This is a genomic window from Ruegeria sp. CH8 (assembly GCF_056536985.1).
Map to the genome: position 1 here is coordinate 1 of NZ_JBQFQR010000008.1, position 26,810 is coordinate 26,810.

Genomic DNA, 26,810 nt, shown 5'->3' on the forward strand with positions numbered 1-26,810 from the left:
ACCACACCCGACCGCATCAGGCCCTCAACATGCGCCCACCAGTCCCCGAAACTCTAGTCCGAGATGGCCCAGAACAAGGGGGCTAGACACCTATTCAGAGCTGAAGAATCTGGTGGTGTGGGCCAAAACCAATGGCGGCATGGGCACTTTCTACCGTTCGCAGCACGAGCTGATCTTCGTCTACAAGGTCGGCACCGCAAAACACCTGAACACCTTTGGTCTTGGTGAAACTGGCCGCTATCGGACGAATGTCTGGGAGTATGCAGGCGTCAACAGCTTCGGCGGCAACCAGGAGGACCTGGCGCTTCATCCGACTGTCAAACCCACAGCACTTGTGGCGGATGCAATCCGCGATGTGACCCGCCGTGGCGACATCGTGCTCGACGGCTTCGGTGGTTCGGGCACCACGCTGATCGCGGCCGAACGCACGGGGCGTGTGGCCCGCCTCATTGAACTCGACCCCCTCTATTGCGATGTGATCTGTCGGCGCTTCGAGGCACAAACGGGCCAGCCAGCGCGTCTCATTGGCACCGATCAGACCTTTTCCGATGTCGTCCTCGACCGCGAAGCCGAGGCCAACACTGCGATCGTGGAGGCTGCCGAATGACGGAAGATCAGGCACCCAGTGTCGGTTATATGAGTCCGCCCGAACATACCCGGTTCAAAAAGGGTATATCCGGAAACCCTCGTGGTCGCCCGCGCAAGCAGGAAGACCTGAATACCCTGCTTGATCGGGTCCTGAAGCGCAAAGTGCGGGTGAAACACCCCGATCAAAAAATGCCAATCCGGGATGCGCTGATCTGGAGGTTGCGCGATCTGGCGCTCAAGGGCGACAAGCAAGCCCTCGCTCTGCAGCGCCGGATCATCGGCGAGTCCGGGATTGCCGACCCGAGAGTCTGTTCGCCGGAAGAGAAGAAAGAAAGAATTCTGCGTGCCTTCGAAAAGATGGGGGTCGAAGTTATTCGGGATGAATGAGAAAATGATTGACGAAGAAAAAATTGGTTATGCCAACCCGCCAAAAAACAAGCGCTGGCAAAAGGGCCAGTCGGGCAACCCCAGGGGTCGGCCGCAATCCAAGTCCGACATGATGACAGACGCTGCGCGGATCCTGACCCAGCCCGTCGACGCACGCGCGCCGGACGGTAAGACGGTCCGGTTGGACGGTATCGAAGCTGCCTATCTCGCGCTCTGCCGCAAAGGTCTCAAGGGCCACAAAACTTCGCTGATTGAAGCCATCCGGATCATGTTGGAGGTCGGCCCGGCGGTGAAGGCAAGAGAAGAAGAGCAAGAGAACAAGCGGAAGCAAATTATCGAAAAATTGGAGCGCCTGGGAGTGGAAGTTCGAGAAGACTCTGAGCTACGCGACTAGCATCTCTTCAGACTGGACTTCCCGCCCCACACGAGCGTCACTGATCCCAAGCCAGGTTGGACCCCGGGCGCATCTCGGTACGAGGGCCAGCATCCCGCTGGTTCGAAATCGAGGAATACAAATGTCCCAATCCAAATCGTCACCCACGCGCGAGACCAAAACGGCTGTCCTGCGCAAACTGCTGAAGCGTAAGACCGGTGCGGATCTTGCTGCCCTGCAATCCGCCACTGGCTGGCAGCCCCATTCCGTCAGGGCGGCACTAAGCGGGCTCAGGAAGGTGGGGTACGGCATTGATCGCGCAGATCCATCCAAACCCGGGGGCAGCACCGTCTACCGGATCACCCGCGACCCGGAGGATGCCCGGTGAGGCCCACCGTGGCTGAGATCGAAGCCATGGACCGGGCGGCGCTGATCGCCGCCTGGGACGCGGTCTTCGGCACGCCCGTCCCGAAGCGCCTCAGTAGCCCGTTCCTGCGCCGGTATCTGGCCTTTGAAATGCAGGCGAAGGAATGCGGCGGATTCCCCAAGGGGTTTGTCGGCAAGCTGGAAAAGGTGGCACGTGAAGACCGAGGCACCAGCAGCCCCAGCCTGAAGCCCGGCGGCCGACTGATCCGCGAATGGAATGGCGTGACCCATGTCGTCGATGTCGTCGACGGTGGATTCCTCTGGAACGGCAAGCGCTATGCCTCGCTATCACCGATCGCCCGTGCTATCACAGGAGCCCGCTGGTCCGGACCGCGGTTCTTCGGCCTGAAACGGTTGGCATGACCATGAGCAAACCACGGATCCGCTGCGCCATCTACACCCGCAAATCTTCCGATGAGGGACTCGACCAGGACTTCAACTCGCTCGACGCCCAGCACGAGGCTTGTACAGCCTATATCGCCAGCCAGCGGCATGAGGGCTGGGTTGCGGTTAAAACCCGCTATGACGATGGCGGCATCTCCGGCGGTACGCTCGACCGGCCCGGTCTTGAGCGCCTGCTGGCAGACATCGACGCGGGTCGCGTTCAGATGGTTGTGGTCTACAAAATCGATCGCCTGACCCGATCCCTTGCCGACTTCGCCAAGCTGGTCGAGCACTTTGATGCCGCCGGATGTTCCTTTGTCTCGGTCACCCAGGCCTTCAACACCGCTTCTTCCATGGGCCGGCTGACGCTCAATGTTCTTTTGTCCTTTGCCCAGTTTGAACGAGAAGTGACGGCTGAGCGCATCCGGGACAAAATCGCGGCCTCAAAAAAGAAGGGGCTTTGGATGGGCGGGGTACCCCCGCTGGGATACGATCCACATCCCGATCCGAAGAGCCGCGGCCTGGTCGTCAATGCTAAGGAGGCGGAGACTGTCCGGTCGATCTTCGCGCTTTATTACGACCTCGGTTGCCTGAATGCGGTCATGCGCAAAGCCAATGAGCTTGGGCTACGATCCAAGCTGCACCGTTTCAAATCCGGGCGGATCCAGGGCGGCAATCCATTCTCGCGCGGCCAGATCTATGCGCTGCTGCGCAATCCGATCTTCATTGGCAAGATCCGCCACAAGACCAAAGTCTGGGACGGTCAGCATGAGCCTATCATCGACATCACGCATTGGGATCGGGTTCAGGAAAAATTGCAGGCCGCCAGCATGCGGCCAAGATCAGCGGACGGATCCACGAAGAGTTGCCGCAAGAATGGGGCTGCTGCCCTCACCGGCAAGCTTCGGGACGAAACCGGCGACAGATTGACTCCGACACATACTCGACGGCGCGGTCGTCAGTTGCGATACTACACATCCAATCGGCTAATCTCGGGCGGGACGGATCCACAAGGTTGGCGGTTGCCCGCGGCCCAGTTGGAGCAAGCCGTCGCCGGCGTGATAGCGAAGCACATAAGAAATCTCGACCGTAGTCATCGCCTTCTTGCCAAGGCAGATCTCCAGACAGGCGATGTAATGCGCGGCAAGGCACTGGGGTTGGAGGCGCGGTTAGTGGAACGTGCTCCAGATTTAATTCGAAACCTTGTCTCTGAAGGATGCATTGGAAACGGACGCATCACGTTGAATTTGGAAGCAACTGAACTGTCGAACGAACTGGGCCTGAAGCCGGATGAGATCGATGCGACAGCGCTTCGGATCCAAGCGCCGTTTGCGCTGCGTCGGCGGGGCGTCGAGGGGAAGATTGTTGTCGGGGATCGCGAGCCCGAACCGGACCAAACCCTTCTACGTGCCTTGGCCCGGGCGCATTCCTGGACGGCAGCTCTGCTCAACGGCAAACCCTTGAGCGAGATCGCCGCCGGAACCAGCCATTCCGAATCCTACATCCGGACCCGGGCCCAGCTCGCCTTTCTTTCACCCGCGATCCAGCAAGCGATCCTTGAGGGTCGCCAACCACCAGCCCTCACCCTCGAACGGATCGTCCGCAAACCTATTCCACTCGATTGGGATCGGCAGGCAAAATTGTATGGCTTTGACCTAACTTCCGGTCATCCCTGATCCCCATGTGCACATCCCTGTTTCTGCAGAAAAGTTCCCTGTTAATTGCGAAAAAGTTCCCTGTTAAATTGCGTAGGGAAATCGCCCATAACCCATTGAAGTTAAGTCTGGATTTGAGACGCAATTTGGTCGAAAAGCACAATACTCATAAATTTTCCCTGTTAATTCCCTGTTAGCAGGGAATTTTAACCCTAACCGAAGCGCGTGATGGTGCCTCCGGAGACGACCCTGGGAAGTCGCCCTGAACAGCGGCGCAACGGTCGTCTCTCTGGGAAATGCCACAGTCCAAGCCCCCGTAAAACCGGCAGAAAACAGGGAAATAGGCATATTGCTGACAGAGACTGGGGTGGGTGGCGGAGACGAAGGGATTCGAACCCTCGAGACGGTTTCCCGCCTACTCCCTTAGCAGGGGAGCGCCTTCGACCACTCGGCCACGTCTCCGCCGACGGGTATATCCGCGCAAGCGCCGGAAATACAAGGTCAATTTCGTCCCGGCCGGATTTTTTTGCGAAACCGCCAGAACCCCTTGAAATAGCACGAAATAGCACTGATTGGCACCAGCTTCGGGCAAGATTTGGTCAATTCATTTGGCTCGGTTTCCACCGACGGGGAGTTGAATCAGCGTGGCGTCGCTTCGGCAGCGCAGCCTTACGCGACGGGATTCGTCAACATTTCCGTCCAACCCAGTTCAGACCCCGTTCCGCTCTGAAAGGAGGAGCGGTCATGAACAACGGCAATTCACAACATCAAAATTCCGGAGACAGCAGATCTGTAGTCGGGCTCCGCTGCGTTGCCAGGGCGGTCTCTCGCGCCATGGCATCCAGGCCACGGTCCTGTAGGCCTGAAACCAAGAACTCAGACATCGGGCCGGCTTCCAAATCATCCGCCTCTGTCCGACCGGCAAACGGCTTTAGAGCAGTGGCGAGATCTTAAGGGTAGCTTGGCGGCAAGAGTTCTTTCTCGACTTTTCCGGTCTCGTTGATCACGTAAATAGAAGTGCTTTCAACTGATGCATCCAATCCAACATAACACGTCATGGCCACCTCTTTTGGCTGTTCAATCACTGCAAATTATGCAGCGATTCAGCTCGATGATCGCATCTCCGCTGCACGTAGCCCTACGTCCGTCCGGTGGGTGCTGATGTCAGACGGCGGCCCGTCTGATTTGCCCCGTGTTGAGCGATTGTGTCAAACGCATCCCGGGCCGCATCCAGGGCGTCGCTTAGATCTGTCAGCCTTAGCGCTTCGGCTTCCTGCTGCTTTTTGATCTGCACAATTGCCTCATCCAGCAATTTTACAGAGTCTGTCAACTCGCGCTCAAAGATCTTCCTTGTCTCGGTTCCGCTGGCCTTTTCGAGCAAGCGCGCACGGCGTAGCTTGGCGGTTTCCTCACCCAGTTGCAGGGATATGGCGATTTGACTGAGGCGGCTCAGCGCTTCTGCAGCTGGATCGCCTATAGCCTCTCCTGCAGCGGTGGCACGCGCGGTTAGCGTCAATCCGTCGACCTGCGGCACGATTATGCGACGCCCAGCTTCCAACCCTTCGGCCTTGCTCAAAGACGGGTTGGCTGCGACCAGAGCGATTTCTGCTCGCTTCATGAGATTCTCGCCCCCCCGGCCTCTGGTGACACGGTAGAGTGAACGCGCCAAGCTGGCGATGTCGGTCTCAGTGTCGATGCGTGCGATGCGGGTGATCATGTCAAACCTCCTGTCATGCGAGGATGTTGAGTTGGTTGAACGGCGCGGGCAAGTTGCCGCCGTTAAGCTGGATCGGCTCGGCGGTGATGTTGCCCAGTGCGGTGGCATCGTTGATGCCGCCAGTGCGCACCCTGATCGAAGGGACGATCCGTCGATGAACCAGAGTGTTGGAGGCAAGGCTTACCCGGTGGCCGCCGAGTACCATCAACGGAGGAAGATTATCGAACTCGGGCCCACCCTGAGTTAGTTGGTTGTGGCTTACGTCCAGACTTAAGAGGCTGCCGTGAAAAACGGTTACCATTGGGCGTAGCAGGGCCAGATCGGCGGTAACCTGCGTCCCGGTTACGGCGACGGTCGCCTGACGGTTATCAAAGACGTGGGCGACACCATTTGCTGAAACCCGTAAGACATCCTCGCTCAGCGTGACAAAGGCGACGGCTTCCTCGTCCGTGGCGCCAAGCGAGGTTAAGTTAACGGCAGCCGGGATCGGGAGTCTGCCTCCATCGTCATCTAGTTCAGGAATGTCCTCGAAAGGCGTGCCGATTTCGATGGCTGACCAAGTCGCAAATTCCACTTGGCCACGGCGCGCCTCGATCCGGTTACCTCGAAGAGCCAGTTCGCCAAATGGATCCCGCAGCATGATGCCGATGGCGCGAACCTCGGGGTTGTCGGGTCCGATCCGAGCAATCTCGTTATCGCTGATAGTCACGCGGGCAAGCGCCTCGCCAGCGATGCCGGTATAAAGCTCGCCAGATTGGCCAAGCTCACCCACGCCTATGATCATGTTGCCTGCTACATGCACGTTTTCGGTACTGGACAGGGCAATGCCTGCAGCGCGATCATTGCTCGCCGCTCCTGCAATGTCTGCAATGTGGTTGTTGTCGATCGACAGGTGATTGATCTGCGCTTGGGGCGAGACAGCAATCCCGCCAGCGCCGCAGCGGCGGATGATGTTCTGCTTGATCAGAACCGAGCCGTGGCGCCCGGCCAGGCTGATGCCGGTCCCCCCAAGATCGGCTATGCCGGTGCTGATCACGCGCAAATCGGTTGCGGCGTCCGGTGCCAAGTTCAAAACCGTGTGAATGCCGACACCTACATCCTGGCCAGCGGTGATCTCACAGTCTTTCACCCGCACGTCGCCTGCGCCCAACACCAGGCCGAACAATCCACCGATCACCGTGGCGCCCTCGATCAATGCGCTTGCAATGGGCAAGTCGACCCAATTGACATGCATGCCGACATTCCCGGCCAAGACCAGGTTTCCGGTAAAACCCGCGCCTGCAAGATTAAAGGCAACACGATCGAAATGTACGCCGTCACGTGCCCCAAACAGGGTGCAATCACGCACCCTCATCTCAGCGAATGCGACAAAGCTTGGCTCATCAATGTCATTCGTTGTCTCATCAAAAGAAGAGCGAGAGCCAAGCCCGATTGCGGCCAAGGCCACGCAGTTTTCCACCACTGTGCCGATCTGCGCCCCGTCCAGTGCGATCGCATGGTCGGTTCTGCCTGCCGCGTCTGAGACGATAACGCCAATGCTCAGCCGCGACAGCATCAGGGCCGAGGTGTTGACGGCAGTGACGCCGTGGCTGGGTGGCAGATTGCCCAGATTGTCCTCTTCCGGCCGCACGAATAGCGTGAACCTGTCCAGTATGACATCCGTCGTATCAGCGACACGGATAGCCGCACCGTTGCCGAAATAGGCCAGTGTCGTGCCTATGCCCTGTCCCTTCAGACGAATGCCGTTTCGATCGGCAATCTCAATCGGCGATGAGAGAAAGTAGGCACCTGCCTCAAGACAGACGATGCCGCCGGGTGGATCAACCTGATTGATGGCAGCTTGAATCGTCAGTTCCCCGGAATTGTGCAACTCGGGTGTGACGCAAACTGTGCAGCCGCAGTGGTCCACCTCTTCACCACCACCCGGTTCGCCCTCGAATGTCGGTGGCCAGAAAATTCGGCAATCGTCGACGAAACCACTTGCGGGGTCGACCACCGCAAGCCGAGCATAGTGCCGTTGAGTGCCATGTGGCGGTGCATTGACCAGTTCTTCGACTTGAGTGCCGGCGGTGCGGGCAAAAAAGCTCCACCGATCCATCGCATGCGGATCACCGGGGCCGTCGGTATTCAGGGCAATCGTGATCCCCGCTTCAAGATGAACCGCAGAGCCGTCGGTCGGCATCGGGATCAGACCTTCGGTCTCTGTCTCGTCAAGGTCGATGGGGTCGTCGCCATTGTCGTATTCATAGATTCCTGTTTGATCCCAGCGGATCAGCCGGGTGTGACGCGCGGCCAACGTGTCGCTGCCAAGTCCAGTTGGGATCAGATCAGAGCCGTCTTCGCCCGTGGTGCCAACATCGGGTGAGTCGATCTCGCGGTCGAATTCGATTTGCCGGGTCAGTTCCAGTACCCGCACGATGCGAAGCATTCGACCGGAACGGTGGTCAAACTCGCGATGATCGTCGGTCAACTCTACCCAGTCGCCCTCTTTGAAAGACAGTTTTTCGTCTCGTCCGATACTGTCTACGGTGACCATGTTGGCCGGGGTGTCGATGGCTTCCACCGCAGCGACCACCGACCCATTTTCGCGGCTGAACTTTATGCGCGGCACACCGTCGTCCGTGAAGTCATGGATCTGGACGCGGTAGTGCTGGTTTTCACGCCCGACATAGCCGTCCGATGGCGGCACAATACAAGGGTCTTCGGGGGCCTCGATGTCGATTGTATCGACGCTGAGGCGCGCACTTGAGGGCTGAATAAGATCGAACCATTCCTGGATCTGGCCGTCTGGTGTTTCACAGCTTGTGCCTTGCGGGACGTCGAGCAGCCTGATTTGCCAGACAGTTTGCGTGCGCGTTGTCGTGTCGATGCCGCCAAGAGCCGGGTCGAGCAGATCGGGGTGCTGTACCGGATGCACTTCGCGATCCCAGCAGACCAGATATGCGATTTGAGGGCCCGCCGTGTTGCCGGCCGCATCTGGCTCTGGCAAGCCTTCCGCAGTCGGCCAATATGGCTGTGCGTCTAACGGTACGAAATCTCCGGCCTCTTGCGAGATCATTTCGTCCAATACGCCCTCAGGGCCGTCATCGCCCGGCCGCGCGCGATCAAAGATCGGTGGGTCAAGCCCCACGACCGGCGCGCCGTCGAACTCTGCCTGGCCAGCGCTCTCGCACAAGTAGCCGTCCAGGTAAAAGCGACCGCGCCCGTATTCCAACTCTCCGTCATCGTTGAACCGGATTTCAAAACCCTCTGGTGTCTCGATTGGAACCACCGCGCGGCCAATTGTATCGACCGTTTCGGTCCGGGTACGGCGCATGAACATCTGCACCATCTCATTCCAATCGGCGTCCAGTACGGCACGGCCTTGTTGCAAAAACACGCCGGAGAAATCATTGCGCGGGTCAAATGTATTTCTACTAGTATCGCTGCCCATCTCTATTCCTCCTTACGTTTCGTAAAACAGGCCCGCTTCGAGCCCGAAGCGCAGGTATTCCGGCAAGCGGATGCGCAGATTGGTTTCGCGTTGAGGCGCGTGCAGGTGATGCCACACGCCCATTTCACCACCATTCTCGGCGCCGTGTCGAATTTCGATCGGTGCGGCTTCGCGCAGTTGACCATAAGCCGGATGGGCCGACGTGATGGCAGTGAAAGAAGGCACCAGCCAAGTGGCAATGCGCTCGGATATCTCGGCGCTTTGAACGCTGCTAAGTGGGGCACCGCTGGCTTCTTCAGCGGCTTCGATCGCTGCATCGATGGCGAGTTGCGGTTGACAGCGATAGCGGCGTGGCACGATTGAGCCAAGCGGAACGAAGCTAAAGCGGATGCAACCCTCTTGTCGGTGCAGGACCTGAACCGGAACAGTATCGTCGGCATCGCCTGCGCGTAGGATCGAGTTTGACACCAACGGCATAACTCTCACGAAGATGTGCCCAAATACCGTCGTGCCAGCCATACTGAGGCTGCCTGCGGGGGCTCCGCCGCTACCCGAGATGGCGAAGCCATTCAAACTATCAAACGGGTCGGCCGCCGCCGCATCAATAAAGCTGTCTGTGATATCGACCGTGGTCGTGTCGCTCAGGACCAGTGGGCCGCTAATACAGTCAGTAACGTCCAACTCAGTCCCGACAGTAGTGATCTCAATACTCGCCGCACCCGGAGACACCATGCCACCGCTGGCGGAGTAGCTGTGACCGGGGATCAACGTCAGATGTCGCAGCCGAACATCTGACAGCGACTCGCCGTCGCCGTTCGGTTCCATAACCAACGGCCCGCCATCCAGCACCAGTCCGTTCAGTTCGATCCGCGAATCCGCGCCTCCGCGCAGGGTCACTTGGTCGCCACGCAGGATCGGTCGGCGACCATCCTGAGCCCGCAGGATGATCTCGGCGTCGGCTTCAGCTTCAATGGTGAGTGGGTTCGGTAAATCAAAGACTGCATTGCTGTCGATCTCGACGATGCCGCCTTGGCTGGGCAAATTGTTGAGCGCTTGCACCAATTCAGTTGCGTCCCCGGTGACCACCACCGGATCATCGCCGGGGCGCAGCACCACCTCGCGAGAGCGGTCGTATTCACCGCCGCCAATCCGGCCGGGGAAGCCACGATGCCAGGTGGCCAGAATGGGCTCGGCCTGATCCTCGGGGAAGCTGAGACGGCCCAATTCGGGATCTACACGGATCAGTGGCTCAGCGCCGCTCGGATGCGGCGTGTGGTTCCACCCCAGACCGTCATCAGATAGATCGCAGGCAATGATGTCGGTCAATGGGATCGGGTCATCGCCCTGCCAAAGCACAAAGCCGCGGTCCGGTCCGTACCACAGGGCTGGATCGGCATCGAGCATTCGCCGCGTGATTGGCAACGGCATATGTTCGGGTCGTGCCAGCGTGGTGATTGCGTCTTGCGGTAATGGAAACTGGAACAGTTGGCGCGGCGCGCCCAGCGGATCGAAAACAAACCGGCGGGCATCGCCATCTTCAGCCGGGCGCAGGGCAACGCGGCTGACGGACAGCGGTAACAACCGATACAGGTGCAATCCGATGTTGGGCAGGTGGTGGCGCCCGCCGATGCTCTTGCGGCCCGGATTGCGCTCGATTGACCGAACATCGACAGACCGGGTGACTGGGTCAAACGCGGTGCCAAGCTGTTCCATACGCGCAGGGTCGCGCAGGTTCGCGGTGACATGGTGATCAGGCCGTGCAGGTAAATGTTCGGCAATTCCGCGCGGCGACAGACGGAGATGGTTCATGTGCTGACACGTCGCAACGAGTTGGAAATACTCGACAACCTTGGCGGGCCAGCCAGTCACGTCGGCGGCAAGCTGTTCCAGAACCGCAGGCGTGCCTTTTCTCCGGCGGTAGGGGATGGTGTTGGCGGCCTCTGCGCGAGTGCCAGCCGCAGCGCCGCCGACGTTGTGTAAGGCGCGATAGCCGATCGTGCCACCGATATAGGGCACTGCCCAAGGCGCGCAGGTTTCGATAAAGGCGTTGTCGAGCAGTTGCTCGATGTTTTCCTCAAGCACTGCGCCTTCTCGCGCCAACAATGCGACGAAGGCTTGCAGTGGCCCGCCCATTTCAGCGTCACGCACCCGGGTATGTGCCGGCAACAAGGCGTAGAGAGTTTCAGGCGTGATCCGGTTCATGGCATCACCTCCAACCAGTCAAAAGGCTCGGTTGACAAAGTCAGGATTTCCGCAGGGAGCAAGCCAAGATCTGGGGCTTTGCGCCCGGGCAAGGCGACCAATCGATCATGCACCTTCTTCTGCGTTTGGTGGCCGGTGTCGCGGTAAAGCCGGTCAATGTCGACGGCGCGCACGCCTGTAACTTTGTGGGCCGAGGCTGCAACCTCGCTTAACGTCAACTCCTGCGCGAAATCGCGGGCTTCAAAGGCAAAGTCATCGCGCAGTTGCTCCTGTACATGGGCAAGAATGGTGTCCGTGTCATGGGCAGGTTCAACCGAGACCTTGAGCGCGACCCGGAAGTAGGTTGGGGCATAGGCGATTAGGTCGAACCCAACCAGCGGATCGCCAAATTCGCGATATGCCCCGAGCAGCGCTTCAAAGGTCGCGCCATCAGTGGGAAGTATAACTCCGTCGTCACCGGCAACAGTCACAACGACGCGGCGATTAACACCGTTCCAAACCCAACGGCTTTCTGCCTTGGCGATACCGGGAAAGCCCAGTGCAAAGTCACGGTAATCCGTGATCGACACGACACGGCCCAAAGTAAGTGTGTAAAGCGGTACGTTGCGCCGCGCATCCTCGGCAGCCTCCGGATCGGCGCCTCCTGTGGCGGGCAGCGGGTTAAAGGCCTCGCGCAGGCCCAGTGGCCGGTCCAGTAGCATCGCCAGTTGCCCAGCACGAAGATTGCCCGCGCGCCCCAGCCCCCGCGAAAATTGCGCGACGATGTTGTCCTGACCAGGTGATGGTCGGGCGCCGGACACGCCATCGCCAAATTCCACGATGGTCTGGCCGTCATCGGTCAGTACTGTTCGAAAAACCTGTGCCTCGGTGCCGCGATCATAAAGGTCCGGCATCTCCTGCCACTCAACACCGTCGACACGCACGCTCAGCGTGCTGTCTACACCAGTCGGGGTCGATGCCAAACGATGGGTAACTGGTGCCTGACCCAATACGAATTTCTGGAACGGTACCGCCGGGTCGCCCGCGCCAAGAATTTCAGTCGCTGCCTCTCCGTGCGCAGCCTTGGCTACGTTGCCATGAATTGCCAACGCGGCGCGGTCATAGACGTGGGTCAATGCCGCATTGAACACTAGACGAGAGCGAAACGGATTGACGTCCTCAACTCGCTCCAGAAGCGCGATTTCCGCCACCACCGGGTCGTCGGCGTAAGCCGGGACCGTCAAGAAAGCACCGGGAAGTGTTGATACAGTGCCGGTGAAGCCATCGGCGTCCTGCAGCGTCCACTGCAACAAGACCGGCAGACCGCCGCCGCTGTCCTCGGCCTCTGGATTGGCCAGATCACCAAATTCACCGAATGAGCCGGGACCGCCTCCTCCTCCGCCGCTGACATTGGCAAAATTGCCGCCACCGCCCGGACCAAAGCCGCCCCCGACTCCGTCTGTGTTGGCGGTAAAGATCTCGCCGAGCTCTGCCAGAATGATGACGAGGAAGAAGGCATTAATTATGAAAGGGATTTCCTGCACGGAAATGACGATCAGTTCATACCCAGCGGGTATCTGGCGAAGCTCGCCGCTGTCACTGGTCAAGGTGACGGTGCCTGTCGCCAGCCGTACCCGTGCACGTGGCCCGCGCAGGGCCAGGCGGTGGCCCTCGGACATATCCTCAACGCGACGATCGAGCAAAATCTCGGTACCTGTGACAAAGGTTGGGATGGCGCGTTCAGCAAAGCCCAGCGTTTCACTCGCGCCCCAAACCGAGGTGCTTCGGTAAAAGCCCTGGAAGTCCTGACCGCCATTTGGGGCGTCCGGTTGAATCGCGGTTGCCTTGCCTGAGATGGCATAGGCCGTCAGACCATCATCCCAGGCATTGAGGATACGGAACGGTGCGGCCATGCCTTGCCGCGCACTCAGCACGACCCATCCACCTGACACAAAACTTGGATAAATCGCGTCGAGAAGGAACATGCCGTTTGATATGCCGGGCTCTGAAAGCGCGTTGTAATAGGGCATGGCGAAATCCCAGTCACCGATCTGTACAGCCAGATCAGCAGGCTCGCCTGCAGGCATGTCGTCGGTCAGCGCTTCGACGAGTCCGAAAGACTCGCCGTCGGTTGCCGGTTCGATGAACCCGAAATTCTCTAACTGATCTTCTGAGAAAACTTTGGGATCCGGCGCATTGTGCCCAAACAATGAGGCGCGTTCACGCAGTACCAGCAATTGCAGACCCTCGGGCTCGATCCCGCTGAGTGCCGTGTCCCATTCGATACGGGTACGGGCACCGTCTGCCTCCGCCTCGGCAGATAACAGGCGCCGCACGTTCCAATCAGACGCGGTGTGGTCGTCCTGCCGCCCGGCACCGACAAATAGCAGGACATCGCCCTTCGCCAGAGGCGGAGTACCTTGCACCCAAGCGACGCGATCGCCGTCGCCCGGGACCACCAATTCCGTCTGACGCGGGCGCAATCTGTTCCAAGCAACGCGCGCTTCAAGCTCTTCGATTGTCTCGAACACTTGTGCTGTCTCGCCCGGGCCCGGCTGACTTTGAATACGTGTGCCCTGTGGAACAGTTAACGTTGCCACATCGGGTTCAGTCCCGGGCGGATCGTCCATCAGCAGGATCATGTCGGTTTCTGCCGCAGCGCCGGGATGCAGGCGATAGCCCACCAGCCGTGCCAATTCCCCAATTGAAAAGCGCTCGGTCGCGGTGCCGATATAAGATTCGTTGATCAGGCGTTCTTGATAAAAGCCAAGCACCTCCAGTGCTGAAGCCCACGCATCGATCAGCGCAATGGAAAAGTCGGAATCGTCTCGCGTACCCAGACCCGCAAGCGGTAGCGCCGTGTTTGAAGATAGTCCTGCCAGCATTGCCGCCTTGTGCCGTGCATGGTCGCCAGACCGGAACACGATCTTTGGAAGGTTCGGGCGGTTGCTGATCTGCAGCGGGGTCAAAGGCCGTACGCCTCCGCAACAGCCGCAAATATTAAAGGGCAGTCCAGGATCACGATGAGCGATGCGGAGCGGTAGATCGTTCATTTGCCGCCTCCCATGGTGATTTCCAGTGCGCCGCGCTCTGGGAAATTGCGGTCATTTTCAAGCTGTGCGATTTCCAGCCGACCGAATGTCAGAACGCCATCCTGCAAACCGATCCTGCTGTTCTGATCGCCACGACGACGAAACCGGGTCGCCTTGACGGAAGCGACGCCCGGCACCGCCATAACTCGGGCATAAAGTGCAGACAGATACACCGGATCAGCAAAGGTGAAGTTGTCGGGGTGGAAGAACCCCGTGCGCCCATTCGGCAGTCGCGCGGCAGACAGTTCTATCAACACTGCACGCCGCACTTCACTGGCGAAGTGGTCTGATTCAGCGCATATGAACAGACCGATCTCCAATGCAATGGGGATGGGCCCGTCAATCTCCAGATCATAGCCGGCCATGCGATAGCCATCGAGGAACGTGATCAGCGATGCCTCAAATTCCGGCGTCACGGCACGGCCACCAAACCGGTCAACGGTGACGAATACCGTGTGGCCGTGTCCGTTCCAGCGAAAGGTCGCAGCAGCGCGTTGCACATCGGGAAACCGACGCGCAATAGCGGCGTAGTCCGAGGGGGTTACTGCGCGTTCCTGTCGACGATAGGCATAGGGCGCAGCCTGACGCACCTCTTCCATGCTTTCCGGTGCGCGGCCCCCGACCGCGGGCAGTGGATTGCGCACCCAACGAATTGCTGCACCGGTCAGAGCATGGGCCAGCGCGTCGTGGCCTATGTTTCCAACCGGACCATTGCCGATGCGATAACTGGCGTGAAAAGGGACACCCGGATTGGGCCGCCGCCCGTTGCCGTCATCGCCAAAGCGAAGGACAGAACTGCCATCGCTGTGGATTTCAAGTACAGCGTGCCGCGCCTCAGGTGGGGAAGAGATTAAATCAGGTCGAAGCTGCCAGTGGTCCGGGCTGGCCAGATCGCCGCTTTGCAATGTGAGCCAAGGCAAGCGGATTGTGTTGGGCGCGTGAAGCTTGGCATAGGCTGAGGCGAAAACCGCTGCAGCGTTCGGGCTGGCCGGATTTGGGGGGCGCGCGGCGCTTTGCGTTACAGGTCCCTCATCCAATCGTGGGCGGAAACGGGGCGGAACGGGCTCTGGCTCGGGATGTTGGCAGGGGTCACAATCTTCACCCGCGCTGGGCACAAAATAAAGGTGTGGTTCTGGTACCTCGCCCAAGGGTTCATCCAAAATGGTGGCCCCGTGATCGGCAAGGATAATGTTGCCTAAAGCGCGACTGATCCCGCGTTCAACGCCGCCGCCCTGCGACGCATCCAATCGGGCAGACAGGCAAAACGGGAAGGGCAGCGCATCTTCTTCGGCCCAGCGGATCTCGGTAATCGCTTCGTTAGTCAGGTCATCGGTTAGATCGGCCTGGACTTTAGTCAGCATGACCGCGTGGCGCTTGCCAGGATCAGCATCAGCCTCGGAGCCGGTCAGCGGGCCCAGAACCTCCTCGAAGATCAGAACCTGTCCCTCTTCAAGGCTTTCAATGTTGCCCCGCAGCGTGGCCCGGGTCGCACCCTTGGGCAGACAGCATTCGTCGTTGCCCCAATCGTAAAAGCTCATCTCGGTCTGATCATCTTGGATGTCTCGCGTTTCAAGCGCTTCAAATACAAGCGGACCGAAAGCCAACGCTCGCGCCTGTTCGATCGGATCGGAAATTCCGGCATCGAATTCGCCAGTTCGCGTAATAAACCGGGTGCCCGCCGCAATGCTGGTAGAACCGTTCTCTGTCGGTGCGACTTGAACGAATACTCTGGCCGACGCGCCGTCATGCATGGCGTAGTCGACAAGTCGGGCATGGCGCCGGACCGAGGGCCGCTGCCGCGCAGTGGCCAGGTAACTTTCGGTGGCTGCCGCGTCCTGTGCATAGGACAAACGGTCGGCTGTATAGGCCAACATCTCGACGATGGTTACCCCAAGATCGGCTGGGTTGCGTTCCCGCCAATCGGGCAGCAATTGCCGCATTCGGGCCAGCATCATGCGCCTGAAGCTTTGGTAATCCTTGGCGAGGTAAGTCAGTGGCGGCGGAGGGGGCAGGTCATCATCGCAATGACAAATCGGCGCGCAATCAAAGTCGGTTGGGCACTCAACCTTGAAGGAAAAGTCAATCATCGACAGCACGCGGTCAATTCCGGCGGGCGGTTCAAATTCTGCCCCGACCAGCCGGAGCCTATAGGTGGAAAAATCTCCGGAAGACGACGTGCGTAGTACCAGCACCTGTTCAGGTTGCGTCATTGCCAACAGGAACGTGGCAAGGTCGCCCTCAGTCGCGGGGACATCGGGCGCGTCGGCGCGTGTCACCCATTCAACCTTGATACCGGTGATGCGCTCGCCACCGTCTATGGCGATTTCCTCGGGCTCCAACACTGGCGCATCGGTCAAGAAACGAACCAATATCGTACGTTGACGCGGTGTTGAGAGCGGTGCTTCGAGGTCCAGCACTTCGACAAAGTCGATGCCGTTGATGTCCGTCCCATCGTCAATGGCCTGCAATACAAGTTCTCGTCTTCTTGGGTCGCAGCAATGATAGATCACGGTGCCTCTCCCAATGTCAGGTCAACCCGGTCCGTGACACCTGTGCGCAGCAAGCGATAGATAACGGTTATCGTCAGCACAGAGTCCTCGGCATTGGCGACTACGTCTTCGACGAGGATCCGTTGACCCAAATAGGTCTGTAACGCGCCGCGGATCATGAAGCCTGCCGTTGCAGCGGCTTCGGCGCTGGCCGCGGCGAAGACGAGCTGGTTTACCCCGCCGCCAAAGTCGGGTCGGTTCACCCGCTCACCTGGGTTGGTAAGCAAAAGCTGTTCAATCAGGTTGCGAATATGCTTGGCTTCAGTGGCTTCTGCCGTCCGGTCGCGGTCGTCGAAATGATATGGAAAATCGATTAGCATCGCGCTTAGCTTCCAATCACTCGGGTCTGTGCTTGAATCGGGATCAGTGGCGTACCCGTTGGCGCGCAGGTTGTGACAGAGGTTTGCAGCGCCACCGGCACACCCGAAGCAAAAACCCGGGCCGCCGCCACTACAACAGTGCCAGTGACGCAGGGGCCGTTGCCGCCCGGCGGTACAAACCCGCACCCCGCCACGGCAAATACTGAGGCCTGCGTTACTGCAGGTTTGCCCGACAAAAGCACCCTTGTGTCCACCGGTACCGGCGTCGCCTTGCCGCCATGGCTGCAGGTGACGATTGATCCGAGGTCAAGGATAGGTCCGGGCATGTTTCGTTCCTCTTAGATTACGGTCAGGGCTCCGTTGTTTACTGTGACTGTCGGGCCGATCATCGTGATTGACGCTCCTCGGCCGTTTTGGATGTAGATGCCTGTGTCGTTAACGATGATCGACGCGCCGGTTGCGGATTTCAGCACAATGCCGCCGGTCGGGCCGGGAAGGTCGGTCACGGTAAGCCCGTTTTGTAGAGTGGTCTGCATCGTCATGGCAGAAACACCAGGCGGTGTAAGTTGATGCAAAGCGGGTAGTTCTGCGGCAGATCCGTAGTAGCATCCTGTCCAGATCGGATAGTCGGGATTGCCACGCTCAAATTCCACCCAAACACCGGCGCCGATTGGCGGAACCCCGAGGTTGCCAGTTTGAATGCCCGCAACCGGAAAGCAAGGCATCGCCCAACTGGATAGTGCAACGCCTGATACATCTGGCACCATGACCTGAATTCGCCCCGTCAGCATTGGGTCGGCATTGTTCACGACCGTAGCGCGGTATTTTCCATAATATGTCTCTGTCATGCCGGTACCGTCGCTTGTGTGGGCAAAAGCCCGCCGCGTTTCAGTGACAGCGTCTGTTTGTAGCTGCCGCGTTCCAATTGGTGGCGCACGCTGCTGACGTAGTGCAGTCCATCATACGCCCGAGATGCCCCGCGCACACCAATGACCGACCGCGCTCGAACGATGCGGCCATAACGTGTAACGTCGATCTGAGCTGTGCCAGTGACCGGGTCGCTTTTGCGGGCCGCGTGGGCAAATCCCCGGGCCAGCGCCTCGAACGGGTTCAGCCGTGCTGTGTCTTTCAGCCGGACAATTTTTGGCGGCAATGGCGGGATTGCCCCCATCGGTTTGTGAAACGGGATCGCGCCGGGGATCGGGATCGGGACGGTTGCCTTGGTGAACGGCTCTTGAATGTATACGACCGGTAATTCAACTGCGTCCTTGTTGAAACTGAACGACACAGATTCAGCGTTGGTCGGCACACCGCTTTCTATGGTAATCGCTGGTTGCGGTGTGCCAAAGCGCAGTTCAGGCCCCCAATAGGCAATGCTGGTTGCAGGCGCTGGTCCGGGTTTTAGGAAAAAGGTGTAGCCCGCTTCATCGGCCAGCGTCCGAATATAGTCGAGGTCATTTCCCTTCTGCCGCGGAATCCGGTCCGTCGGAAGCGGTGGCCCTTCGAGCGAAGGTATGACTTGAGGGATGATACCGAGCCAAGCGTATTTCGCCAGTATCAGGGCAACGCGAGCCTCGGGCGGCATGGCTGGGTAGGGGATGCCCGCAAGATCGAAATGCGCCATTGGCGCCGTAAGGTCGGTGCCACGCACAGTGAGTGTCGCCGGTTCAGAGCCAGAGCCGGGTGAAAGATCGGACGACGTGACAACGCCATTGATCAGCGGAATGGCCTGGCCACTGACCGTCGCCACCAGCGCCACGCGCAGAATTGGCAACGGTTCGATCGCCCCACTGAGCAAAAAGGCGGTTACAAGTGGAGAATCCCGATCGACCGCAAAAGACAGGTCAAAACCAGAGGGCGTTTGCCCGGAATTCTCTTCGATGGTCACCGACTGTAGCGCTTCGATCACGCCTGCTGGTGCAGGCACCGGCACGCCGGGACCGAACAACAGGGTCAGATCGATGCCTTTGATCATTTTGGTGCCACCTCGCTCATTGATCGGGCTGTGTTCCCGGCAAACCCGCTGGCAGCGTCAGGCGCAGTTCTCGTCCGACCTCTTCCAAATCCTCAGGCCACAGCACGCCATTGCCGTCGCAAAGCTGCCAAAACGCTTCTGGGTCACCGATCTCTTGCGCTGCGATATGATCGATCCGTTCGGCGTCTTTGACTTGTCGGAAAGCGCGGGTATCAAAGGCCTCGGGTGGCGGAACAATGCGGCGGCGCAAATACGCGACCTTGCGACCGTCGGGCAACACGGCTTCGACCCGTGAAATGCCGTGATATCGACTTTGGGGCGGGAAATCGGTGAGTTCGATGACACCCGCTTCGAACATCGCCTGAATCGGATTCGTCATGGCAGTCCTCCTAATCCAAGCCCGCTGAGATCCCCGCCAGAGTAACGGCTGCTAAAGCTTTCCTTCGAACGCAGATAGGCCATGAACAGCCCGGCTCCGCGATGCGCGAAACCTAGGTCGTCAACGGATAAAACGCGCAGCGACAAGCTTACTTTGGCGCGGATCGGGTTCAGAGCGGGGTCAAAGAATTCTTCGGTAATCGACAACTGTGTCAGCCGGACCGGAGCAACGCGGTTGGGCGACCAGACGAACAAGGTGAGCGGGGTTTCCGCTGGCGTGATCTCAAAACTGCCCGAGGCGGCTTGCGCGTTCTGCCGTTCCAGCTGCGCCGTGGTCGGATGCAGCATAGTCTCGAGCGCCGAGAGAACCGGGAATAGCCCCAGTTCGGTGGTTTCCGGGTTGTTGTCCGGGAATTCCAGCTGGTCTGTGGCGTCCAGCTCTGCTTCGACGGTGATGGTTTCAACGGCTGGACCCGTAAGGCGCAGCGGCTGCGAGCGGTCCGGCTCATCCGCGATGGCTTGCACTTCCAGCGACCGCGACAGCGTCTCTGCGGCGTATTGCAGTGTAATGATCCGTTCAACCTGCCCGCTGTCGGGAGATATCAACACAAGGCCTGCGCGGGTCAGCTTGGGGGAGCGGGGAGAGGTCATGGAGACACCGGAGCAATCTTCTGGACGCGCGCCGAAATTTTGGTCTCCTTTCGGGGGAGATATGCGGTGAACCAATAATACCGGATAAGGTTTGCGACGGTGTCCGAGCGAAATGGGATATGCTGCGCGAGTTGAGTCTGACCGGCTTCCAAGCCAGCCTTACGATCGACTTCATCAAGAAGCTGTAGGGATCTGGACCGTTCGTAGCCAGCACGGTCATCTGCTTTATGCCGGTTGATCAACTCGTGATACGCTGACACCAGTTGTCCGCCGATATAGCTTTCGAGCCTGGTTTTCTGCCTTACGGACAGGGCACCATATTCTCCGCCCGTCAAATATTCGTAGGTTTCCTTCTGAATCGATCGGTTCACATCGCCGAGAAACGAATGTCCTACGGCGCCTTTTCCTTCCGACGCCCGAAACTCGCGTTTCGCACGATTCTTTGATGGGTGCGCAATTCCCAGGTTGCCGTAAACCACAGCATCCTTCTTCCCGACATCAATAAGCGCGTCACGCGTTCTTGCTGCGACCGAACGGCCCTCACCGGGTGCCGTCGGCACTCCTCCCTCACTAAGGAGCGCCTTCTTGCTATCCTTTGGGAGATCCTCGTGCGCGGCTTCGCCGGTATTACAGGCAAAGAGTACAATCTTCACGTCACGTTTCAGCAGATCGCGGATCTTGGACAAGACCTTTTTCGGACTGGAACCCATTGAGACAAGGCCACAAAGCCCAGACCCCGCATGGGAAAGAAAAACAAGATTGGCGATCTTGAGATCGCCCTTAAGGGGCTCACCTCCTGTTGCGGCACGGTGGTCGTTCACCGCAGTCGTCGACACCGCAACTATATCTCGAACGATGCGGGGAAAGTCGCTTTCGGCCCCGTCAACTGAAATCCCAACCTCTAGGGATTTTGCCGTGATCCGCTCACGGTGTGACCCGATCGCACGCTCCGTCTTCGCAATTTCATGGCCACGAATCCGAAATTCGCTGTCAGAGTCTCCGTCATAAAAGACGATGGTGAGACCCGTAGACACCTGATCGCTCAGCTTTCTTCCGAGTTCGACAGAAGGGTTGGTTGTGGACGCGGCTGAGGGAGGCGCGCATTGCAGCAACTGCTGGTTCGACAAGGGCTCGGACACATGTTGCTGCACCGTATGAACCAACTCATGTGCCATCAGTCGCCGTCCCTCGGTAGAAGCAAAATCGCGGGTGCCGGGGGCAAAGGCGATATGGTTTTTCAACGTGTATGCGCGGGCGTTGATGCCGCGGACGGCAGCTCCGGCCCGGGCATTGTCATGGAGGCGTACTCTGGAAAAATCATGACCCAAGCGAGGTTCGAAATACCCGCGTTCTGCGGAGGATAGTGGCGCACCTCCGCTTGAGATTGCCGCCGCGGCCTGCGTCACTGCTGTGTTCGTCGGGCTGCCACCCGTCGACTTCAACTGAAGTTCGTCTTCTTCTTCCTCCATCCGCTGCAGCCTGGCCGGTTTCGTCTGCAACTCTTCCTCTTCCTCGGTCATACGTTGCAGTCCCGGCCTCGTCATGCCAACCGGACCGGGAGAACCCGTGGAGACGACGCGATCCGCGATGCGATCCGCCTCTTGCTCGTAGCGGTCGCCCGGTTGGTTCACCTTCAGTTTCGGCTGCACGCCAAGACGCGTCTTGGCGGCACAGGCTGGGCACTGATCCTCTACGCCTTTTGCTGATCCGCAGTCGCAGCTTCTTTGAAGCGTTGATGTTGTTTCCGCCATATATGTGTCAGCGGCGTGGTTTGAAATTGAGGCTACACGGCTCATAATGCACACCATTTTATCGGGTCGATATGCAAACCTTGGCGCGCTACTAACCGCTGGCAAAAAGCAAGCAGGGTAACGCAGAATTCATGCCAGAAATGTATGATTTGTCCTCTCATAACACGCCTTAAGCCACATAAAGTCAACTTGAAAACCATCACTTAATCCCCAAGATCACGACGCTCGGACCAGTGTTGGGGGCGGGTTCAGTTTTTGGCCCGAACGGTCGGGCGTTTTTGAATCCAGCGTCGGAAAATGCCTTAACAGTCCAGTCGAATTTCGAGACGTCTTGGATCCAAACATTCAGTTGTAATATCCCATCCTTTGCCATCACCTTGTAAGCGCCGTCGGCAGCCTTTTTCCAATCAAGGGCGTGACCTGGGAGCCGATTTGAGAAAAGGGATTTGGCCGAGCCGGGCTCGAAGAAACCGCGCGCGGTACGGGGCAGCGGCTGCTCGTCGTGTGAGAGCGCCGCCGCAGCTTGTGTCACCGCCGGATTGGTCAGGTGAGTGCTAAGCGTTTTCATCTGCAACTCGTCCTCTTCCTCAGTCATCCGCTGCAGTGTCGCTCCTGACATGCCCTCAGGACCGGGAGTTCCCGACGGGACGACGCGATCCGCATTGCGGTCCGCCTTTTGCTCAAAACGGTCTCCAGGCTGGTTCACCGTCAGCTTCGGTAGCACACCAAGACGCGTTTTGGCGGCGCAGACAGGACACTGATCCTCGAAACCTTTTGCGGTGTCGCAGGAACAAGCGCGTTGTGGCAACGTCGCGGCTTGGGTCCACGCGACCGCTTGCATTGGACTGATTGCCGACTGTTTCATCGCCTAATCCCCCGCAGCGTCGCTTTGGCGATCTGTTCTGTGGCGCTACCTGTACCGCGGTCTGTTCGGACGGTTGCTGAAGAGCGTGCACCAGCAGCACCGATCATCCCGTCTTGCGCTAACCGCGCCCGGACCTCTGTCATCAAAGCCTTGGTCAAAGCCGCCCGATCAAGCGAAGGGTCATTCGTTACGATCCGGTCAATAGTCAGGGTGACGCGGCGCGGTCTCATCGAAACACCTCCGCCTCGGTTGCGGTAAACGGTTTCTCCAGCTTGGCATATTCTCGTCGCGCCGCTCGCAACAGATGCTCAGGGCGCACCGGTGTATCCTGTGCCGCTGCGAGGAAGGTGGCATTGAGCGCGATCGAGCGGATGCTTCCCCCTGCGATCGATAGCCGTGCCAAGTGCTGTGGGTCGATGCCTTCTAACGGGGTCTCTATTGGAAAGATCTGCGCCCAGATTTCGGCCCGTGCCGCTGAATCGGGGAAGGGAAACACCACCACCTGTCGTAAGCGGCGAAGGAACGCCCGGTCTACCGCATCGCGCTGGTTTGTCGTAAGGATGGCGAGGCCGCGATACGCTTCCATCCGTTGCAGCAAATAGCTGACCTCGACATTGGCGTAGCGGTCGTGACTGTCTTTCACCTCGGAACGCTTACCAAACAGAGCATCCGCCTCGTCAAACAGCAGGATTGCACCTCCTGCCTCAGCGGCCTCGAAGATGCGTGAAAGGTTCTTCTCGGTTTCTCCTATGTACTTACTGACCACTCTGCTCAGATCGATTTGATACAGATCGAGCGCCAATTCTCCTGCTATAACCTCGGCCGCCAAAGTCTTGCCTGTACCCGACAGGCCGACAAACAGCGCCGCGGTGCCCAACCCGCGGTCGCCCTTCTTCGTCCAGCCCCAGTCGGACAACACACGCCATGAATTGCGTTGATGTGCGGCAAGGTCTTGCAGCGCGGCGCGGGTCACTGCCGGGACCACGAGGTCGTCCCAGCCAACGTGCGAAGTGATACGTTCGGCGAGCCCGTCGAGCGGCCCGCGCGAGCGGCGGCGTGCCGCTTGCCATAATGCGGCGTCTATGCGTTCCGGATCGCTGCCCTTGATCTCAGCGGCGACGCTGCGAATGGCTTGCGGTGATAACGCGAATTGCGTGGCGAGGTGATCGAGTGTGACTCTAGCGGCTTCATCTCCAAGAGCCTCCTGCCATCCTTTCCGCCGGTCGTTCCGATCAGGTTTGGGCAGGCGGACACGCAAGGTAGGTTCGCGCTCGGGCAAGCTGGCCTCAGGTGCGGAAACTGCGACCGCGCTTAACATCTGTTCTATCAAAGCTGGCAGGTTACGGCTCTGGGCCACGTCCGCTTCGGCTTCGATCATAAGAAGTGCTCTCGACAGCGCCAATTCACGGTCGAGGTAGATCGCGGTTGCATAGCGTTCAGTCCAGGCAATCGGCAGATCGGCGGCGTCCAGGCGCAGTACCTGAGCACCTGCCAGAGCTGCCGCGTGCCGAATTAATTTGCACCGCCCCTCGGCATCTCCGCCCTCGACGAGTATGGCAGGAGGCGGCCCATCAGCGGTTAGGGCAGTGGCCAGCCGTGCGGCTTCAGCTTCGTGCGTCAACGGTATTGTCTCGGCGCCGAGTAAAGGGCGTATCAACCCCTCAAGTCGTGTATCCAGACCCGGGCGGTACAACACGTAGTCCAGCACGCGTGTGTCGATGCGAAGCACCCTTTCGTACAAGGGACCGTTGCCTACAACCTCAATCATTCTCCAGCGCCGCAGCGGGGCAGAGTCGGCAAGCGCTGCCCGCACCCCAGGCCCGATTAGCCGCTCGGCAAGTCCGATGCTCAGGCCGTTTGCGGCTCCCAGACGCAGCATCGGTGGGGCGGACTTAGGTTCGGTTTCGCAAGACGTTACACAAAGAACCAGCGCGGTAGAGACGGGGTCGAGCCCAAAAATGTCCGACAGATCGACAAGGCTGGGGGCAGACGCAAGATCCAGGTCCGGCAGAGATGCGTCGCTGCTCAACGCCTCAAGACGGGCAACAACGCTTTGAGTGGCAGCGCCGATTGACGCGGCCTGATCCAGGGGAGGGCGCGGATCGCGGGTCATGTCACGGTCACAGTCTGCAGCACGGGCGGTGTTGAGCTGCGATCAATCGCCGGGCTATCGACGCCATCCACTCGCAGCCGAACTACCAAATCTGTTCCGACACCCGGACCGTCAAATGTGGCATCAACCTGATCGGTCACAGCGACCGCATTTGGCAAAACCCGCATTTCGGTGCCAGCTAAAATCGCGATCTCTTGCCCAATGCGGATTGGCGGTGAAACATCCACTGTCACCTCTGTACCACCCACACCTGCCACTGCGGTCGCGCTGATTGCTGGCGCCAATGCAAGTGGTAGACGATTGGTCACCGCTGTGCGCTGGTCGCTATCTGTCACGGTTGCGCTGATCTCATAGGCGCCGCTGCGCCAAGAGGCCGGGTCTTGCGGCGTGCCTGCCATAGCACTGCCGCCAGGCAGGGCGGTCGGCCCAGGCAGTTGTACCAACAACCGGTCCGGTCTTGCAGGGGCCTCGGGTACAAGGCGCAGTTCCGTGTCGCTTCCTGCCTCGCGAAACAGCACCTGTGCGTCACCGCTATCCAAGCCGGTGCCGGTCAGAATGACACGCCCACCAAGCCGCATCACAGGATGCGCGTCTTCAGACTCGACCGAAAGCAGCGATGGTATATTTGACGCCAGACTCGGCTCGACACTCACGCCTGGGTCGCGCCCTGTTTCCGGATCGCGCAAGCCGCCACGGGTTAAAACCGGTAAGGTCGGGCGGACCGGCAAGGCGCGCTCGATCAATACCACCGACACGTCATAGGCAACTGTTGTACGATAACTCGCCTGCAACGCCGTCCACATCTTGGACATGTCGTCCATCGACAAAGTGACGGGCGTGATCTTCAACAGCTCAATTTGATCGGCCAATTCTGCTGGTGACAATGGCCCGGTTCCGAAATCAGGCAAACCGCCCCCCAGACCGGTTAAGTCTGCAGCGGACAAAGAGGTTCGGATTGTCTCGCGTGGGACGATCTGCATCTCGTGAAACAACTGCATCGCATACCCAAGCAGCACTTCGGCGTGCAATTCCTCTCTTGCGACCGAGGTCAGGATGTAGTGCAGGTCCAGCGCCAAGGTTGGGCGCATTCGCAAGTGACCATCGCCCGTCCGCGTAGGCAGATCGGCATTGCGGAGTGCTGCATTTGGAGTGACACGATGCAGAAACAGATTCAGATGCGGTGTTTGCGTATCGGGCGTGTCAGAGACGATGCGGTCGGGCGGCTGCGCCGTCACAATGAAGTCAGTGCCCAGGACTTGTTCAACATTGCCAAAGACAAGCGCGTCATTAAGCATATCCTTCAGGATGCGTGTGACACCAGCGATGGCAAGAACATTGCTCATCCGCCGCGATCCTTCAAATAATCGGACAGAGGCGGACTTGCGCTGGCACGTTTTGGTGACTTCTGGCGCTGGGGTCGGGCTGCGGGTTGCGCTGGTGCAGTGCGGACCTCCAAACGTCCGATATGGATGTGAATGTCCGGCTCGGCAGAAGCTTGCGTTGATTGCGCAACAAGCTTGGCGGGCTCTGATGCCGAGGGAAGGAACGGGCGTGTTTCGCGCCGGTGTGGTTCTTCCGTTGACGTGTGCCGCAACTGAACCTCCCGGATGGACGCCGCTGGCTCGGGCGGTGCTGCTGGCTTGGCAGACAATGCCCTATCGGGTTCGATTGGGGCTGGAATGGGCACCTTTTCTTCAGCGTCTGATGGTTGCTTCTGCACTGACAGATACGGGCGGGGCAAACGCTGTGTTTCCTCCGAAACAGGCGGTTTCACGTGTCCGCGGACCTCGGGCGGGGCATTGTCTGGCGCCATCGCGTGTTTTTCAGTCACGGGCATAAGTTGTTGTGGTGCCGCCGTGGTATCAGTCTCGTGCTGTCCCTGTTGGCGCGGTAAGGGCGCAGGCGGACTGAGTGGTTGCCCTGTTTTCCGGGGCGATGCGGCAACCTGCTCCGTCTCTATCTCGTTCACCAT

General features: G+C 59.1%; 22 protein-coding genes and 1 tRNA gene. 6 read left to right on the plus strand and 17 right to left on the minus strand.

What is annotated here, in order from left to right; genetic code table 11:
• Window positions 1–109 precede the first annotated feature (109 nt).
• From ACR0ER_RS10635 to ACR0ER_RS10660, 6 genes are all read left to right on the plus strand, one after another.
• On the plus strand, window positions 110–607 hold the full coding sequence (locus ACR0ER_RS10635) for a DNA-methyltransferase (RefSeq protein ID WP_480769089.1): 498 nt from the start codon (window positions 110–112) through the stop codon (window positions 605–607).
• Entirely contained in the window at window positions 604–975 is a 372-nt protein-coding gene (locus tag ACR0ER_RS10640) for a DUF5681 domain-containing protein (RefSeq protein ID WP_480768897.1), read from the plus strand. Before ACR0ER_RS10635 ends, ACR0ER_RS10640 begins: the two co-directional genes overlap by 4 nt.
• Window positions 976–979: 4 nt before the next feature.
• Window positions 980–1,369 (plus strand): DUF5681 domain-containing protein, encoded by a 390-nt coding sequence (locus tag ACR0ER_RS10645; RefSeq protein WP_480768898.1) that lies wholly within the window; start codon window positions 980–982, stop codon window positions 1,367–1,369.
• Between the two features lie 121 nt (window positions 1,370–1,490).
• The gene (locus tag ACR0ER_RS10650) at window positions 1,491–1,736 is read left to right on the plus strand and encodes a DUF3489 domain-containing protein (RefSeq protein WP_480768899.1); all 246 of its coding nucleotides are present in this window, start codon (window positions 1,491–1,493) and stop codon (window positions 1,734–1,736) included.
• Complete coding sequence (locus ACR0ER_RS10655) at window positions 1,733–2,137, plus strand: DUF2924 domain-containing protein (RefSeq protein ID WP_480768900.1); 405 nt, start codon at window positions 1,733–1,735, stop codon at window positions 2,135–2,137. The genes ACR0ER_RS10650 and ACR0ER_RS10655 overlap by 4 nt, the downstream gene beginning before the upstream one ends.
• Window positions 2,134–3,834 (plus strand): recombinase family protein, encoded by a 1,701-nt coding sequence (locus ACR0ER_RS10660; RefSeq protein ID WP_480768901.1) that lies wholly within the window; start codon window positions 2,134–2,136, stop codon window positions 3,832–3,834. Before ACR0ER_RS10655 ends, ACR0ER_RS10660 begins: the two co-directional genes overlap by 4 nt.
• Before the next feature lie 351 nt (window positions 3,835–4,185).
• Here the strand turns inward: ACR0ER_RS10660 and ACR0ER_RS10665 are convergent.
• The 17 genes from ACR0ER_RS10665 to ACR0ER_RS10745 all read right to left on the minus strand — a co-directional run bounded on the left by ACR0ER_RS10665 (window position 4,186) and on the right by ACR0ER_RS10745 (window position 26,181).
• Window positions 4,186–4,275, minus strand: a tRNA-Ser gene (locus ACR0ER_RS10665).
• A gap of 676 nt (window positions 4,276–4,951) precedes the next feature.
• Complete coding sequence (locus ACR0ER_RS10670) at window positions 4,952–5,530, minus strand: hypothetical protein (RefSeq protein WP_480768902.1); 579 nt, start codon at window positions 5,528–5,530, stop codon at window positions 4,952–4,954.
• A gap of 13 nt (window positions 5,531–5,543) precedes the next feature.
• Window positions 5,544–8,963 carry a DUF6519 domain-containing protein gene (locus tag ACR0ER_RS10675; protein WP_480768903.1) on the minus strand — a complete coding sequence of 1,140 codons (3,420 nt, stop codon included), beginning with the start codon at window positions 8,961–8,963 and terminating at the stop codon, window positions 5,544–5,546.
• A 12-nt stretch (window positions 8,964–8,975) separates the two neighbouring features.
• On the minus strand, window positions 8,976–11,165 hold the full coding sequence (locus ACR0ER_RS10680; protein ID WP_480768904.1) for a hypothetical protein: 2,190 nt from the start codon (window positions 11,163–11,165) through the stop codon (window positions 8,976–8,978).
• On the minus strand, window positions 11,162–14,197 hold the full coding sequence (locus ACR0ER_RS10685; protein WP_480768905.1) for a baseplate J/gp47 family protein: 3,036 nt from the start codon (window positions 14,195–14,197) through the stop codon (window positions 11,162–11,164). The genes ACR0ER_RS10680 and ACR0ER_RS10685 overlap by 4 nt, the downstream gene beginning before the upstream one ends.
• Window positions 14,194–16,746, minus strand: coding sequence for a putative baseplate assembly protein (locus tag ACR0ER_RS10690; protein ID WP_480768906.1), 2,553 nt, complete (start codon window positions 16,744–16,746; stop codon window positions 14,194–14,196). The genes ACR0ER_RS10685 and ACR0ER_RS10690 overlap by 4 nt, the downstream gene beginning before the upstream one ends.
• Window positions 16,743–17,105 (minus strand): GPW/gp25 family protein, encoded by a 363-nt coding sequence (locus ACR0ER_RS10695; protein ID WP_480768907.1) that lies wholly within the window; start codon window positions 17,103–17,105, stop codon window positions 16,743–16,745. The genes ACR0ER_RS10690 and ACR0ER_RS10695 overlap by 4 nt, the downstream gene beginning before the upstream one ends.
• A 5-nt stretch (window positions 17,106–17,110) precedes the next feature.
• The gene (locus ACR0ER_RS10700) at window positions 17,111–17,431 is read right to left on the minus strand and encodes a hypothetical protein (RefSeq protein WP_480768908.1); all 321 of its coding nucleotides are present in this window, start codon (window positions 17,429–17,431) and stop codon (window positions 17,111–17,113) included.
• A 12-nt stretch (window positions 17,432–17,443) separates the two neighbouring features.
• Complete coding sequence (locus ACR0ER_RS10705) at window positions 17,444–17,953, minus strand: phage baseplate assembly protein V (RefSeq protein ID WP_480768909.1); 510 nt, start codon at window positions 17,951–17,953, stop codon at window positions 17,444–17,446.
• Window positions 17,950–19,080 (minus strand): hypothetical protein, encoded by a 1,131-nt coding sequence (locus ACR0ER_RS10710; protein ID WP_480768910.1) that lies wholly within the window; start codon window positions 19,078–19,080, stop codon window positions 17,950–17,952. Before ACR0ER_RS10710 ends, ACR0ER_RS10705 begins: the two co-directional genes overlap by 4 nt.
• A 16-nt stretch (window positions 19,081–19,096) precedes the next feature.
• On the minus strand, window positions 19,097–19,459 hold the full coding sequence (locus tag ACR0ER_RS10715) for a hypothetical protein (RefSeq protein WP_480768911.1): 363 nt from the start codon (window positions 19,457–19,459) through the stop codon (window positions 19,097–19,099).
• Window positions 19,456–20,109: a hypothetical protein gene (locus ACR0ER_RS10720; protein WP_480768912.1), complete on the minus strand. Its 654-nt coding sequence runs from the start codon at window positions 20,107–20,109 to the stop codon at window positions 19,456–19,458. Before ACR0ER_RS10720 ends, ACR0ER_RS10715 begins: the two co-directional genes overlap by 4 nt.
• Window positions 20,106–21,860, minus strand: coding sequence for an eCIS core domain-containing protein (locus ACR0ER_RS10725; RefSeq protein WP_480768913.1), 1,755 nt, complete (start codon window positions 21,858–21,860; stop codon window positions 20,106–20,108). Before ACR0ER_RS10725 ends, ACR0ER_RS10720 begins: the two co-directional genes overlap by 4 nt.
• Before the next feature lie 199 nt (window positions 21,861–22,059).
• Window positions 22,060–22,455 (minus strand): hypothetical protein, encoded by a 396-nt coding sequence (locus ACR0ER_RS10730; protein WP_480768914.1) that lies wholly within the window; start codon window positions 22,453–22,455, stop codon window positions 22,060–22,062.
• Between the two features lie 266 nt (window positions 22,456–22,721).
• A complete protein-coding gene (locus ACR0ER_RS10735) occupies window positions 22,722–22,955 on the minus strand; it encodes a hypothetical protein (protein WP_480768915.1) in 234 nt (77 codons plus the stop codon).
• A complete protein-coding gene (locus tag ACR0ER_RS10740) occupies window positions 22,952–24,838 on the minus strand; it encodes an ATP-binding protein (RefSeq protein ID WP_480768916.1) in 1,887 nt (628 codons plus the stop codon). The genes ACR0ER_RS10735 and ACR0ER_RS10740 overlap by 4 nt, the downstream gene beginning before the upstream one ends.
• Window positions 24,835–26,181: a Pvc16 family protein gene (locus tag ACR0ER_RS10745; RefSeq protein WP_480768917.1), complete on the minus strand. Its 1,347-nt coding sequence runs from the start codon at window positions 26,179–26,181 to the stop codon at window positions 24,835–24,837. Before ACR0ER_RS10745 ends, ACR0ER_RS10740 begins: the two co-directional genes overlap by 4 nt.
• Window positions 26,182–26,810 lie beyond the last annotated feature (629 nt).

Excerpts from the sequence above, each read along its gene's own strand:
- ACR0ER_RS10645 (WP_480768898.1), top strand. The coding sequence starts at position 980 with ATGATTGACGAAGAAAAAATTGGTTATGCCAACCCGCCAAAAAACAAG.
- ACR0ER_RS10720 (WP_480768912.1), bottom strand. The coding sequence starts at position 20,109 with ATGACCTCTCCCCGCTCCCCCAAGCTGACCCGCGCAGGCCTTGTGTTG.
- ACR0ER_RS10660 (WP_480768901.1), top strand. The coding sequence starts at position 2,134 with ATGACCATGAGCAAACCACGGATCCGCTGCGCCATCTACACCCGCAAA.
- ACR0ER_RS10650 (WP_480768899.1), top strand. The coding sequence starts at position 1,491 with ATGTCCCAATCCAAATCGTCACCCACGCGCGAGACCAAAACGGCTGTC.
- ACR0ER_RS10695 (WP_480768907.1), bottom strand. The coding sequence starts at position 17,105 with ATGCTAATCGATTTTCCATATCATTTCGACGACCGCGACCGGACGGCA.
- ACR0ER_RS10735 (WP_480768915.1), bottom strand. The coding sequence starts at position 22,955 with ATGAGACCGCGCCGCGTCACCCTGACTATTGACCGGATCGTAACGAAT.
- ACR0ER_RS10730 (WP_480768914.1), bottom strand. The coding sequence starts at position 22,455 with ATGACTGAGGAAGAGGACGAGTTGCAGATGAAAACGCTTAGCACTCAC.
- ACR0ER_RS10675 (WP_480768903.1), bottom strand. The coding sequence starts at position 8,963 with ATGGGCAGCGATACTAGTAGAAATACATTTGACCCGCGCAATGATTTC.
- ACR0ER_RS10685 (WP_480768905.1), bottom strand. The coding sequence starts at position 14,197 with ATGAACGATCTACCGCTCCGCATCGCTCATCGTGATCCTGGACTGCCC.
- ACR0ER_RS10705 (WP_480768909.1), bottom strand. The coding sequence starts at position 17,953 with ATGACAGAGACATATTATGGAAAATACCGCGCTACGGTCGTGAACAAT.
- ACR0ER_RS10740 (WP_480768916.1), bottom strand. The coding sequence starts at position 24,838 with ATGACCCGCGATCCGCGCCCTCCCCTGGATCAGGCCGCGTCAATCGGC.
- ACR0ER_RS10725 (WP_480768913.1), bottom strand. The coding sequence starts at position 21,860 with ATGGCGGAAACAACATCAACGCTTCAAAGAAGCTGCGACTGCGGATCA.
- ACR0ER_RS10680 (WP_480768904.1), bottom strand. The coding sequence starts at position 11,165 with ATGAACCGGATCACGCCTGAAACTCTCTACGCCTTGTTGCCGGCACAT.
- ACR0ER_RS10715 (WP_480768911.1), bottom strand. The coding sequence starts at position 19,459 with ATGACGAATCCGATTCAGGCGATGTTCGAAGCGGGTGTCATCGAACTC.
- ACR0ER_RS10745 (WP_480768917.1), bottom strand. The coding sequence starts at position 26,181 with ATGAGCAATGTTCTTGCCATCGCTGGTGTCACACGCATCCTGAAGGAT.
- ACR0ER_RS10700 (WP_480768908.1), bottom strand. The coding sequence starts at position 17,431 with ATGCCCGGACCTATCCTTGACCTCGGATCAATCGTCACCTGCAGCCAT.
- ACR0ER_RS10670 (WP_480768902.1), bottom strand. The coding sequence starts at position 5,530 with ATGATCACCCGCATCGCACGCATCGACACTGAGACCGACATCGCCAGC.
- ACR0ER_RS10640 (WP_480768897.1), top strand. The coding sequence starts at position 604 with ATGACGGAAGATCAGGCACCCAGTGTCGGTTATATGAGTCCGCCCGAA.
- ACR0ER_RS10710 (WP_480768910.1), bottom strand. The coding sequence starts at position 19,080 with ATGATCAAAGGCATCGATCTGACCCTGTTGTTCGGTCCCGGCGTGCCG.